This window comes from Pseudomonas sp. Soil_N_39 (assembly GCF_057655955.1).
Window position 1 is genome coordinate 23,687 of record NZ_JBDGLI010000002.1, and the last position, 11,710, is coordinate 35,396.

Here is an 11,710-nt window from a genome sequence, read left to right on the forward strand (position 1 = left end):
CAACTCTCTTTAGGCTGGAACAGCCTTCGCCTTCGGCTCCCGCGCCCAAACCCGATGCTGAGCAATCGCCGCAAAAAACCGCGAAAAACCGCTCGCATCCGCGTCTTCGATCAACCCCGCATCCACCTCCAGCTTCAACTCCACCAACAACTGCCGGGCCTCACCATGAAGCCCAATGGCTTTCAGATGCTTGTAGGCCTCCAGCACGTAATGCAACGCCACGCCGTCGCGACTCAAGGCCTTGATCGACTCCGCGCCACCCGGTACGAATACCGCGTCAAAGGCAATCGACGGCAAGCCTTCCATGGACGCATCTACCGCCAACGTCTGCCCATCGGCGGTGGTCACCGGCGCCGAAGTCGGCCCCAGCACTTTGGCGTGAGCGCCTTCTGCCTTCAGGGCCTGCTTGAGGGCATCGATGATCGCCCCGTCGACACCATTGGCCACCAGCACTGCTACTTTGCGCGTCTTGATGTCGCCGGACAGCAGGTTCGCCTGGCTCAAGGCCGGGGATTGCCCCAGTGAAGGCGTCGGAACATCGACAGTACCCGCGGTCGGTGCCGGCAAGCCGAGGTTTTTCGCTACCCGCCCAGCCAGGTCCAAGTCGATGTTGGCGAGGATCTCATTCACCTGCCGCTTCCGGATGAACTCCCGCTCCACCTTGCCCAGCTCGAAGCTGTAGGCGGCGATGATGTGCTCTTTTTCGTGGGGGCTCATGCTGTTGTAGAACAGCCGCGCCTGGGAGAAATGGTCACCGAACGAATCGCTGCGTTGGCGGATCTTATAGGCGTCGATACGCTCTGGATAACTTTCGAAGCCGCCGTCCTCCGGGCCGGGCGGGGTTTCCTTCGGCCAACCACCGTCGATGGAGTTCGGCTCGTAGGACGTGCGCCCCTTGTCGATGGTGCTGCGGTGCATGCCGTCACGCTGGCCGTTGTGCACCGGGGTGATCGCCCGGTTGATTGGCAGCTCATGAAAATTCGGCCCACCGAGTCGGCTGATTTGCGTATCGGTGTAGGAAAACAGCCGACCTTGCAGCAGCGGATCGTTGGAAAAATCGATGCCCGGCACGATATGCCCAGGGCAGAACGCAACTTGCTCGACTTCGGCGAAAAAATTGTCCGGGTTACGGTTCAGCACCATCTTGCCCAGGGGCGTGATGGGCACCAGCTCCTCGGGAATGATCTTGGTCGGGTCGAGCAGGTCGAAGTCGAAATTGTGCTCGTCTTCCTCGGCAACGATCTGCACGCCGAACTCCCATTCCGGGTAGTCGCCCATCTCGATCGACTCCCAAAGATCGCGACGGTGATAGTCCGTATCTTTACCCGCCAGCTTCTGGGCTTCGTCCCACACCAATGAACAGGTGCCGACGGTAGGGCGCCAGTGGAATTTGACGAAACTGCTTTTGCCTTCGGCGTTGATCATGCGGAAGGTGTGCACCCCAAACCCCTGCATGGCGCGCAGGCTTTTGGGAATGGCCCGGTCGGACATCGCCCAGATCACCATGTGGGCCGATTCCGGCACCAGCGAGACGAAATCCCAGAACGTGTCGTGGGCCGAACCGCCTGTAGGAATTTCGTTATGGGGCTCGGGTTTTACGGCGTGGACGAAGTCAGGAAATTTGATCGCATCCTGGATGAAAAACACCGGCATGTTATTGCCCACCAGGTCGAAGTTGCCTTCGTCGGTGAAGAACTTCACTGCAAAACCACGCACATCCCGCACCGTGTCGCCGGAACCCCGTGGGCCTTGCACAGTGGAAAAACGCACGAACACCGGGGTTTTCTTGCTCGGGTCTTGTAGGAAACCGGCCTTGGTCAATGCTGAATGCGCTTCATAGCTCTGGAAGTAGCCATGGGCGCCGGTCCCGCGGGCGTGGACGATGCGTTCCGGGATGCGCTCATGGTCAAAGTGCGTGATTTTTTCACGCATGATGAAGTCTTCCAGCAGCGAGGGACCGCGAGCGCCGACACGAAGGGTATTCTGGTTATCGGCGATTTTCACGCCTTGGTTAGTGCGCAACGCCTGCTCGGTGGCGTCGGAGCGAAACTGTTCCAGGCTTTCGAGCTTGGCGTTGGTGTTGCCGCGATCCAGGGTGTCGGTCCCGGCCAGTTGGCTCTTGTTGACCGTGGGCTTTTCGGTACTCATCAGGCATAACTCCTCTTTGCGATCCCCGCCGTGGCCAGGACTCTTGAGTTCGATACCGCAGGTTGGTACCTGGGCATTTTCGAGTTGCTTAATGAGTGACCGATGCCGTTTGGCTGTGTTCCTTTTTTATGCCCATTGATCGCGTTATTGCCAAATGACTGGTCCGATCGCAAATAAATGCTAAGAACCTCTATACGGACAGGCTAAAATGCGCGCCCGGCTAACCGCTGATCCTTTTCCAACGCGCCCCACAAGGTTCGCTACGTGATCGAGTTTCAAGACGTCCATAAAACCTACCGAGTCGCCGGTAGGGATATCCCCGCCCTGCATCCGACCAGTCTGACGATTGAGAACGGTCAGGTCTTCGGCCTGATTGGCCATTCCGGTGCGGGAAAAAGTACCCTGCTGCGCCTGATCAATCGCCTGGAAGACTCCAGCGGCGGCAAGATCATCGTCGACGGCGAGGAAGTCACCGCCCTGGACGCCAGCGGCCTGCGGCGCTTCCGCCAGCAAGTCGGGATGATCTTCCAGCACTTCAACCTGCTGGCATCCAAGACCGTGGCCGACAACGTGGCGCTGCCGCTGACGTTGGCGGGCGAATTGTCCCGCAGCGACATCGACCGCCGCGTCGCCGAGTTGCTGGCACGGGTAGGGCTGTCCGACCACGCCCGTAAATACCCAGCGCAATTGTCCGGCGGCCAGAAGCAGCGCGTCGGCATCGCCCGCGCCCTGGCGACCAAGCCCAAGATCCTGCTGTGCGACGAGGCCACCAGCGCCCTCGACCCGCAGACCACCGCCTCGGTGCTGCAACTGCTGGCGGAGATCAACCGCGAGCTGAAGCTGACCATCGTGCTGATCACCCATGAAATGGACGTGATCCGCCGCGTTTGCGATCAAGTAGCGGTAATGGACGCCGGTGTGATCGTCGAACAAGGCCCGGTGGCCGAAGTGTTCCTACATCCGAAGCACCCGACCACCAAGCGTTTCGTCCAGGAAGACGAGCAGATCGACGAAAGCGAACAGCGCGACGACTTCGCCCACGTGCCAGGGCGTATCGTGCGTCTGACGTTCCAGGGCGAAGCGACATACGCGCCATTGCTCGGCACCGTCGCCCGGGAAACCGGTGTGGACTACAGCATCCTGGCCGGTCGTATCGACCGCATCAAAGACACCCCCTACGGGCAACTGACCCTCGCCATCACCGGCGGTGACATGGAGGCGGCGTTTGCCCGCTTCACCGCGGCCGATGTCCACATGGAGGTGCTGCGCTAATGGAACTGTTGAGTTCGTTCTTCTCCAACATCGACTGGCTGGAAATCTGGCTGGCAACGGGCGATACCTTCCTGATGCTGTTCGGTTCGCTGCTGTTCACCGTGCTGCTCGGCTTGCCCCTGGGCGTGTTGCTGTTCCTGTGCAGCCCGCGCCAGTTGCTCGAAGCCCGGGGCGTTTATGCGCTGCTGTCGCTGATCGTGAACATCCTGCGGTCGCTGCCGTTCATCATCCTGTTGATCGTGATGATCCCGTTCACGGTATTGATCACCGGCACCTCCCTGGGCGTGGCCGGCGCGATCCCACCGCTGGTGGTCGGCGCGACACCGTTCTTCGCCCGCCTGGTGGAAACCGCCCTGCGCGAAGTCGACCGCGGCATCATCGAAGCGACCCAGGCCATGGGCGCAACGACGCGGCAGATCATCGTCAACGCCTTGCTGCCGGAAGCCCGCCCGGGCATTTTTGCCGCGATTACGGTGACAGCGATTACGCTGGTGTCCTACACGGCCATGGCCGGTGTGGTCGGCGCCGGTGGTTTGGGCGACCTGGCCATCCGGTTCGGTTACCAGCGTTTCCAGACCGATGTCATGGTGGTCACGGTGGTGTTGCTGCTGGTGCTGGTTCAGGTCCTGCAAACCGTGGGCGACAAACTGGTTGTGCATTTTTCTAGAAAATAAGGCCTCGCGGCCAATAAACCATGAGCCGGCCATTCGCTGGCAGGCGCCGAGAGCAGGCGCTTCAAAAGGAGTTAGCTGAATGAAGAAACTACTGGTTGCCTTCGCTGCCGCCGCAGCGTTTTCCGCCCACGCCGACACCCTGACCGTCGCCGCCACCCCGGTGCCGCACGCGGAAATCCTCGAATTCGTCAAACCGGCATTGGAAAAGCAAGGCGTAGACCTCAAGGTCAAAGTCTTCACCGACTACATCCAGCCCAACGTGCAGGTTGCGGAAAAGCGCCTGGACGCCAACTTCTTCCAGCACCAGCCGTACCTGGATGAGTTCAACAAGGCCAAGGGCACGCACCTGGTGAGCGTGGCCGGTGTGCACCTGGAACCCCTGGGCGCTTATTCCAGCAAGTACAAGGCACTTACCGAACTGCCGGGCGGTGCCAACGTAGTGATCCCGAACGACGCTACTAACGGTGGTCGTGCGCTGTTGCTGCTGGCGAAGGCTGGGGTGATCAAGTTGAAGGATTCGAACAACATCCTGTCGACGACCAAGGACATCACCGAGAATCCAAAAGATTTGAAGTTCCGCGAGCTGGAAGCGGCGACCATTCCGCGGGTGCTGACTCAGGTGGATCTGGCGTTGATTAACACCAACTATGCGTTGGAGGCCAAGCTTGATCCTTCCAAGGATGCGTTGGTGATTGAGGGTAGTGACTCGCCTTATGTGAACATTCTGGTTGCCCGTGAGGATGATAAGGACAGTGAGGCGATGAAGAAGCTGGTTGCGGCTTTGCATACGCCGGAGGTGAAGGCTTTTATTCTTGAGAAGTACAAAGGGGCGGTTTTGCCGGCGTTTTGAGCTGATCAGGTGGTGAAAAAAACGGGGCTGCGTGGGAATGCAGGCCCGTTTTTTTTGCTCGGAAATATGCGTGATGGGCAAAAATCCGCAAGATCACGGGCATTCATAGAAATATCTGCGGGCTTTCGTGTTTCTGGAGCGTTAAAAAAGCGAACCCGACGCAAGATGTCGGGTTTGCTTTTGGGAAGGATGTTTATTTGCTATCGCGGATCAACGTTATCCAACACCCGGTTAGCCAGCAATGAACTCAGCTCAATCAATTGCTGGATGCCGAGAAGGATGTGGCGGCGCTGACCTTCCAGATCGAAGGCCAGGTTGCTGACCATCGCGTCGGCTGCCGCCAGGGTTTCGCTGAGGTTGGCGAGGAGGGATTCGTTGTCGGCGTTTTTTGCGACGGTGAAGAGCTGGCCCGGTTGGGACGTATCTTCGGACTTTTCCGGTTTTGGGAGCAGGTAGTGATCCAGGACGCGTTTGGTGGCTTCGTCGTGCTTTTTGGCCTTGGATTTGGTGCGCGGGGGAGCTTGGTCCGCCTCTGGCGGATTCGGTGTAGGTTTGAACATGTACTAAGTCCTATAGTTGAAGCCGCAACCCTCTAGCTACTAAACAAGGGGTGGCAGCTGTACGCAGGTTAGTAGACCGGGGACTTAGCAAGCCGGCGCGCCCGAGGGCGCCCTGCGCACAACCGCCATCAAATACAGGCATGGAAATACCTGATTGATAGAGCTTTGCACCTTACTAAATACCTCGGGCTACTAAACCCGACCACTGATGGGCAGTGGCAGGAAAACGATAGAACCCAGGGGCAAGGTGCACAAGCGGGCGGATTCTGGCGTAGTTGTAGGTAAAGGCGCAAGGTTGGGTAGCCTGGTGGACGGGTTGGGGTGGGAGGATGAACATGTGGTGTTTATGACCTGTAGTTCAGGCTAGAGGGATACTTGAGAAGGGACGGGGTAGCTGGCACGGGTTGGTCTGTAGGAATGTGTTTGGATGGTTTGGGGCTGCTGCGCAGCCCAGCGGGAGCAAGCTCCCTCGCCACAGACTTTTGGTTGCATGGAGATTTTTGGGGTTGCTGCGCAACCCAGCGGGGATAAATCCCCTCGCCACAAGGGACTGCGTTATGGATCGATGGTGTGGATAAGCGCCGCTGCAATCGAGGAGCTGAAGGCCATCGGATCCGCTTCATTGTTCTACAACCCTCATGATAAATTCACGCCGCGACCTCTAATCAATAGAGGCCATTCAGGGAGAGAAGTGAGTGATCAAGTCTTTGTTGGTTGGGGCATTGCTGGCAATGGCATCCGCATCGGCATCTGCGATGAGTTGCGATAACCCTAGAAACGCCTATGACAGAACCTATTGCGCGTCGCTGAAAATGGTTCAGTCGGATCAGGACATCAACGATCAATACAAGAAGACGATGAGTGCTCTGAACCCGGAGCAAAAGAAAAAGGTGAAAGCCGCTCAAATCCAGTGGATCAAAAATCGTGACAGCGCCTGTTCCAACGATGGCCTGCTCTACCTGGACTGTGCCAATGAGAAGACCGAGGCGCGTATCGTCATACTCAAGGCTGTCGAGCGCGAGTGCCGTGCTGCCGGTTGCGACGATGCCAAGCTGTCGCAAGTCGAGTAACCCGTAACAACTTGCCTTCGCTGAAAAACCCGACCTAAAGCGTCGGGTTTTTCTTTGGCGGGTTCACCCGTTATTGCGGATTGATTCCAGCCTGCTCCTGTAAAGAAGATGATGCACAGTTTGGTTGTAGGAAGGGTTGGGGCTGCTTCGCAGCCCAGCGGGGATAAATCCCCTCGCCACAGTAATTCAGTTGTTTGCGTTGGTGGCAGGGTGCCACAATCGCCGCTTTAGTTGCGTCACGATCAGGTGGATCAAATGGGTGGCCCAAGATCTCGCAATGGCCAGGATTTTTGCATAGCCGAGCAGGTGCGGACTGATCGATTGCAGCAACTGTTTCGCCAATCCGTTTCTGCGGTGTTCGGCAGTTACATGGCTGCCATCATGTTGAGTTGGCTGTGCTGGGATCGGTTTGAGCACAGCATCATTCTTTGGTGGCTGGGCATCCTGACCGCATCGACGCTGTTGCGTATCGCGATGTTCGTTGCCTATTTTCGCAGCGACGAAAGTGAGCGTACGCCTCAACGCTGGGAGCGCAGGTACTGGGTCACGTTGGTGCTATCCGCCAGCATCTGGGGCGGCGGGGCGTTTGTGGTCATGCCGGCGGACGATCTGTTGTCCCAAGCACTGGTCATGCTCTTTACCGTCGGAATGTCTGTCAGCGCGGTGTCCTGTTATTCGGCCTACCGCGATATGACGCTAGCCTCCATTGGCCTGGTGTTGTTTCCGTGTACCGTCTGGCTGCTGTTTCAACCGTCGCCGATTCAAGTCGGCATGGCCCTTTCGATCCTGGTGTTCGCCGCATTTGCTGCCCGCGCCACACACAAAATGTCCCAGGCCCTGGAAGTCGCCTTTCGTCTTACCCGTGAAATGGAACAGGCGAACAGCATTTCTACCCGCGCCGCACAAACCGATGAACTGACCGGCCTGAAGAGTCGGCGGGCTTTTTTCGAGCATGCCCAGCAGCTCTACGACGAATGCAAGACCAACCGGTTAGGGTTGTGCGCGGTCATGTTGGACATGGATCACTTCAAGCACATCAACGACACCTACGGCCATCAGGTCGGGGATCAGGTTTTGCGCGAGATGGGGATGGTCATCAGTTCGTCATTTCGGGCGACGGATATTCACGGCCGACTAGGTGGGGAAGAGTTCGCCATTCTGCTTCCTAACACTTCCATCGAAGTCGCCACCCAGATCGCAGAACGGCTCATTGATACGATTGCGGGTTTGATGATCGAGCCTGTCCACTGCATAACCGCCAGCCTTGGCGTCGCGTCGACGGAGGCCTGTAACAAGGACCTTCACAGCTTGATGAACGATGCGGATAAGGCCCTGTATCGGGCGAAGGCGCTGGGGCGCAATCGAGTGGCTGTTGCTTAGTCGGGTTGGCTTTGCATCATCCGTCGGAACTGGAAAAAACAAAAACCGCCATTCGGCGGTCTTTTTTGTATCGGCAGAACTCAGGTTCTGGCACCAGCCATGCGGCCAACGGGTTCAAGCTCCTTACCCTTGGCGAGGCTAACCGACAAGAACTGGCGCTCAATACTGGTCGCGCAACCAGCCAGACGGCGGGCTTCCGCTTGGTACTGAGCTGCAAGCAAGGGCTTTGGAGTGCGCTTGGAAGTCTTCATGGAAAACTCGTCAATAGAATTGGGGATCATGTTATGCCTCGTTCACCGCTATAACAAGGCGCCGCTGGTCGTCGAAATCGAAGCCCAGATACTGGTACCACTGGACGGCCCCAGGGTCAGGCTCAAAAATCTCAATCTCGCTAAGCTTCAGCATTCGCGCGTATCGGCTGATCGCGATCAATACTAAACCGGCAACTTCACCCTTTAGAGGATGAGTGACGTCAGGCTTGCCCTCCAGGAGGACTACCTTGATGGACAAGGTGCTTGATTTTGGAGTGGCAAAGCAAAGTCCACATAACTCTCGGTCATACCACAGAGAAAGGTCAAACGCTTTCCCGTCGCGATTCTTCCACCCAGGTATATCCTCCCATGGATAAAGTTGGGCCTCTGAGCCCCATAGATAGCATTGTTCCAGCGCCTCTTGAGCTATCGGCTCGTACCTTATCCGCTCAACATCAATACCCTTCTCCGCTAGTGCCCTAGGATCGTCCACCAAAAACTCTTTAGCGAGCTGCATTGCGGTCGAGCGGAACATCTGATGTTTAAAATCGCTAATGCGTGGCCGTTTCATGTGGCAAATACGATGATGGGCAGTGGCAGAAAACAATAGAACCCGGGGACAGGGCGTACAAGCAGGTGGGTTCTGGCGTTGTTGTAGGCAAAGGCGCAAGGATGTGTGGGCTGGCGGAAGCGTGGTGGTGGGAATGATCGAGAAGCCCATAATTCTGCTTTGAACTCCCTCTCTCCGAAGGTCTGCAATTGCGCTGGACCTGCTGATCCTCCCTAGCACTTCCTTCTCCTTGGTCCACCTCGCGACCCACGCGAGCTGGAGACACTGCGCCGCCATAAAATAAATCTCTTTTTAGATCAAACGGTTAAATCAAAATCGATAAATTTTTAAAAATTTATCTTGCGCGCTAATTATTCATCCGTTAACTTTACCTCAACTGGTTAGCGCACAAACATTTAGCGCAAGCCAAAACGATCAAATCAATCAGCAAAAGAGGAAACACCATGAACGTTCTCTATACCGCAGTCGCAACCTCTACCGGTGGCCGTGATGGCCGTGCTGTTTCCAGCGACAAGATTCTCGACGTGAAACTGGCCACTCCAAAAGCCTTGGGCGGCGCCGGTGGTGAAGCCACCAACCCTGAGCAGTTGTTCGCCGCCGGCTACTCGGCTTGCTTCATCGGCGCATTGAAGTTTGTCGCCAGCCAAAGCAAACGCAGCATTCCTGCTGACGCTTCGATCACGGCACACGTTGGCATCGGCCAGATCCCTGGCGGTTTCGGTCTGGACATCGACCTGCACATCAGCCTGCCAGGTCTGGATCAAGCCGATGCTCAAGCGCTGGTCGACGCGGCTCACCAGGTTTGCCCGTACTCCAACGCGACACGCGGCAACGTCGACGTCCGTTTGCACGTCACCGTCTAACTCACTTCATCTACGAATAAAAAGGATCAGGACATGAACACTTTCAGCAAAACTCTCGTTGGCTCGCTTCTGGCTCTGTCGCTCGGCAATGCGTTCGCGACTTCTTTTGTTCAACCTACGTTCGCTGAGGGTGGTTCGGATCGCCTGATCGAAAGCCGCGTAGCCGAAGGCGGCTCGGATCGACTCATCGAAAACCGCGTAGCCGAAGGTGGCTCGGATCGACTCATCGAAAAACGTGTCGCCGAAGGTGGCTCGGATCGACTCATCGAAAAACGTGTCGCCGAAGGCGGCTCGGATCGACTCATCGAAAAACGTGTCGCCGAAGGTGGCTCGGATCGACTGATCGAAAAACGTGTCGCCGAAGGCGGCTCGGATCGACTGATCGAAAACCGCGTAGCCGAAGGCGGCTCGGATCGACTGATCGAAAACCGCGTAGCCGAAGGCGGCTCGGATCGACTCATCGAAAAACGTGTAGCTGAAGGTGGCTCGGACCGACTGATCGAAAACCGCGTAGCCGAAGGTGGCTCGGACCGACTGATCGAAAACCGCGTAGCCGAAGGTGGCTCGGATCGCTTGATCGAAAACCGGGTAGGCTGAACAAACCCTTCACCGCTCCGAAAACCGGTCATATCAACCCATGTCGCTTCCAAAAGAAAAAACGCCGCTTATCTCTCATGAGGAAGCGGCGTTTTTTTGCAACGTGTCATAGGACCCTAAACGATGCTATCCACCACACCACCATCCACGCGCAGCGCCGCACCGGTGGTGGCCGAGGCCTGTTCCGAGCTGGCATAGATGATCATGTTGGCGACTTCCTCGACCCGTGCCGCACGCTGGATAATCGATGTGCTGCGGTGCTCGTTGACGAAATCCGCCGCGACTTTTTCCAGGCTTTCCCCGCTGCGCTCGACGTCTGCCTGGAGCATCTGGGCAACACCTTCGGAAAGGGTCGGCCCAGGCAACACCGAGTTCACCGTCACGCCCGTGCCGGCGAGGCGCTTGGCCAGGCCGCGAGCGATGGAAAGTTGGGCGGTTTTGGTGAAGCCGTAGTGGATCATGTCGGCGGGAATGTTCACGCCCGATTCCGACGAAACAAACACAATCCGCCCCCAACCACGCTCGACCATACCCTGGGCGTAGGCCCTGGAAACACGCACGCCGGACATTACGTTGGTTTCGAAGAAGCGCTGCCATTCGCTGTCCGGCGTTTCGAAAAAGTCTTCCTGTTTAAAAATGCCCAGGTTGTTGATGACGATATCGAAGCTTGGGTGCTTGGCGACAAGTGCCTGACAGCCAGGCGCGTTGCTGAGATCGCCCACAAAGCCAGTCGCCCTTGAGGCAAGCTCGCCCAAGCGCTGCAGCGCGTCTTCCACGCTGCTCTCGCTGCGACCATTGATGACCACGTGGGCGCCGGCTTCCAGGAAGCCTTTGGCGGTCGCAAAACCGATACCGCTGGTGGATCCGGTGACCAGGACGTGACGTCCGGTGAAGTCGATTTTCATGAGGGGACTCCTTGATTAATGAACCAGAGGAAGTGAGATATTTCTGGCTGGACGGTAGTCCGACGAATTTAGAGGTGGTTTTGCCATTCCAACGTCGACGCTATCGCAGGCCCTTAATCATGGACACGATTGAGGCTTTGCGCCTCTTTGTGATCAATCAGCCGTCAGGAAGCCGACCACACTGCCAGTTCATAGCCATCCGGATCGATAAAGTGGAAACGCCGGCCACCCGGGAAAGCGAACACAGCACGGCTGATGGTCGCCCCTGCGGCTTCGAGCCTGAGCTGGGTGCCTTCAAGGTCATCCGCGTACAGGATGATCAACGGGCCACCCGGGCGCACGGGTTCACCGGTCGTGAAGCCACCGGTCAGTCGGCCGTCACTGAATTCGGCGTAGATCGGGCCGTAATCGACGAAGTTCCAGCCGAATACGCTTCCATAGAAGGCTTTGCTTCGGGCGATATCGTTGACATTGAGCTCGATGTTATCGATCTGACGGTCTTTTGCGCGAATGCCCATTGATGCTTCCTTGGCTGATTGGGGAGTAGGCGAGCTTAGGCCATTCAGCCC

The 11,710-nt window shown here is 57.2% G+C and carries 13 protein-coding genes; 7 read left to right on the plus strand and 6 right to left on the minus strand.

Annotated features, from left to right (window positions below; genetic code table 11):
• Positions 1-9 precede the first annotated feature (9 nt).
• Positions 10-2,202, minus strand: a complete 2,193-nt coding sequence (katE, locus tag AC3A5O_RS02465; RefSeq protein ID WP_487752896.1) for a catalase HPII — start codon at positions 2,200-2,202, stop codon at positions 10-12.
• A gap of 210 nt (positions 2,203-2,412) precedes the next feature.
• Here katE and AC3A5O_RS02470 point away from each other — a divergent pair, with 210 nt between their 5' ends.
• The 3 genes from AC3A5O_RS02470 to AC3A5O_RS02480 all read left to right on the plus strand — a co-directional run bounded on the left by AC3A5O_RS02470 (position 2,413) and on the right by AC3A5O_RS02480 (position 4,944).
• Complete coding sequence (locus AC3A5O_RS02470) at positions 2,413-3,420, plus strand: methionine ABC transporter ATP-binding protein (protein ID WP_122567701.1); 1,008 nt, start codon at positions 2,413-2,415, stop codon at positions 3,418-3,420.
• Entirely contained in the window at positions 3,420-4,094 is a 675-nt protein-coding gene (locus tag AC3A5O_RS02475) for a methionine ABC transporter permease (RefSeq protein ID WP_003196204.1), read from the plus strand. Before AC3A5O_RS02470 ends, AC3A5O_RS02475 begins: the two co-directional genes overlap by 1 nt.
• 79 nt (positions 4,095-4,173) lie before the next feature.
• Complete coding sequence (locus AC3A5O_RS02480) at positions 4,174-4,944, plus strand: MetQ/NlpA family ABC transporter substrate-binding protein (protein WP_305491414.1); 771 nt, start codon at positions 4,174-4,176, stop codon at positions 4,942-4,944.
• Between the two features lie 200 nt (positions 4,945-5,144).
• Here AC3A5O_RS02480 and AC3A5O_RS02485 read toward each other — a convergent pair whose 3' ends face one another.
• A complete protein-coding gene (locus tag AC3A5O_RS02485; protein WP_305468976.1) occupies positions 5,145-5,504 on the minus strand; it encodes a DUF6124 family protein in 360 nt (119 codons plus the stop codon).
• Positions 5,505-6,199: 695 nt separating this feature from the next.
• On the opposite strand from AC3A5O_RS02485, the gene AC3A5O_RS02490 reads away from it, so the two are divergent.
• Positions 6,200-6,574: a lysozyme inhibitor LprI family protein gene (locus AC3A5O_RS02490; protein WP_122567698.1), complete on the plus strand. Its 375-nt coding sequence runs from the start codon at positions 6,200-6,202 to the stop codon at positions 6,572-6,574.
• Positions 6,575-6,829: 255 nt separating this feature from the next.
• Positions 6,830-7,954 carry a GGDEF domain-containing protein gene (locus tag AC3A5O_RS02495; RefSeq protein ID WP_122567697.1) on the plus strand — a complete coding sequence of 375 codons (1,125 nt, stop codon included), beginning with the start codon at positions 6,830-6,832 and terminating at the stop codon, positions 7,952-7,954.
• Between the two features lie 80 nt (positions 7,955-8,034).
• Here AC3A5O_RS02495 and AC3A5O_RS02500 read toward each other — a convergent pair whose 3' ends face one another.
• Both AC3A5O_RS02500 and AC3A5O_RS02505 read right to left on the minus strand, forming a co-directional pair.
• Positions 8,035-8,235, minus strand: a complete 201-nt coding sequence (locus AC3A5O_RS02500; RefSeq protein WP_305468974.1) for a hypothetical protein — start codon at positions 8,233-8,235, stop codon at positions 8,035-8,037.
• 1 nt (position 8,236) lies between these two features.
• Positions 8,237-8,776, minus strand: coding sequence for an N-acetyltransferase (locus tag AC3A5O_RS02505; protein WP_305468973.1), 540 nt, complete (start codon positions 8,774-8,776; stop codon positions 8,237-8,239).
• A gap of 443 nt (positions 8,777-9,219) precedes the next feature.
• Here AC3A5O_RS02505 and AC3A5O_RS02510 point away from each other — a divergent pair, with 443 nt between their 5' ends.
• Both AC3A5O_RS02510 and AC3A5O_RS02515 read left to right on the plus strand, forming a co-directional pair.
• Complete coding sequence (locus AC3A5O_RS02510; protein ID WP_030139009.1) at positions 9,220-9,639, plus strand: organic hydroperoxide resistance protein; 420 nt, start codon at positions 9,220-9,222, stop codon at positions 9,637-9,639.
• Between the two features lie 33 nt (positions 9,640-9,672).
• Positions 9,673-10,236, plus strand: coding sequence for a phage infection protein (locus AC3A5O_RS02515; RefSeq protein ID WP_487752821.1), 564 nt, complete (start codon positions 9,673-9,675; stop codon positions 10,234-10,236).
• A 116-nt stretch (positions 10,237-10,352) separates the two neighbouring features.
• On the opposite strand, the gene AC3A5O_RS02520 is transcribed toward AC3A5O_RS02515, so the two are convergent.
• On the minus strand, positions 10,353-11,141 hold the full coding sequence (locus tag AC3A5O_RS02520) for an SDR family NAD(P)-dependent oxidoreductase (RefSeq protein WP_122567695.1): 789 nt from the start codon (positions 11,139-11,141) through the stop codon (positions 10,353-10,355).
• Positions 11,142-11,305: 164 nt separating this feature from the next.
• On the minus strand, positions 11,306-11,659 hold the full coding sequence (locus AC3A5O_RS02525) for a VOC family protein (RefSeq protein ID WP_305468969.1): 354 nt from the start codon (positions 11,657-11,659) through the stop codon (positions 11,306-11,308).
• Between the last annotated feature and the right edge of the window lie 51 nt (positions 11,660-11,710).

Coding starts and splice junctions, on each gene's coding strand:
- AC3A5O_RS02500 (WP_305468974.1), bottom strand. CDS start 8,235: ATGATCCCCAATTCTATTGACGAGTTTTCCATGAAGACTTCCAAGCGC.
- AC3A5O_RS02495 (WP_122567697.1), top strand. CDS start 6,830: ATGGGTGGCCCAAGATCTCGCAATGGCCAGGATTTTTGCATAGCCGAG.
- AC3A5O_RS02520 (WP_122567695.1), bottom strand. CDS start 11,141: ATGAAAATCGACTTCACCGGACGTCACGTCCTGGTCACCGGATCCACC.
- AC3A5O_RS02505 (WP_305468973.1), bottom strand. CDS start 8,776: ATGAAACGGCCACGCATTAGCGATTTTAAACATCAGATGTTCCGCTCG.
- AC3A5O_RS02475 (WP_003196204.1), top strand. CDS start 3,420: ATGGAACTGTTGAGTTCGTTCTTCTCCAACATCGACTGGCTGGAAATC.
- AC3A5O_RS02480 (WP_305491414.1), top strand. CDS start 4,174: ATGAAGAAACTACTGGTTGCCTTCGCTGCCGCCGCAGCGTTTTCCGCC.
- AC3A5O_RS02485 (WP_305468976.1), bottom strand. CDS start 5,504: ATGTTCAAACCTACACCGAATCCGCCAGAGGCGGACCAAGCTCCCCCG.
- AC3A5O_RS02515 (WP_487752821.1), top strand. CDS start 9,673: ATGAACACTTTCAGCAAAACTCTCGTTGGCTCGCTTCTGGCTCTGTCG.
- AC3A5O_RS02525 (WP_305468969.1), bottom strand. CDS start 11,659: ATGGGCATTCGCGCAAAAGACCGTCAGATCGATAACATCGAGCTCAAT.
- AC3A5O_RS02510 (WP_030139009.1), top strand. CDS start 9,220: ATGAACGTTCTCTATACCGCAGTCGCAACCTCTACCGGTGGCCGTGAT.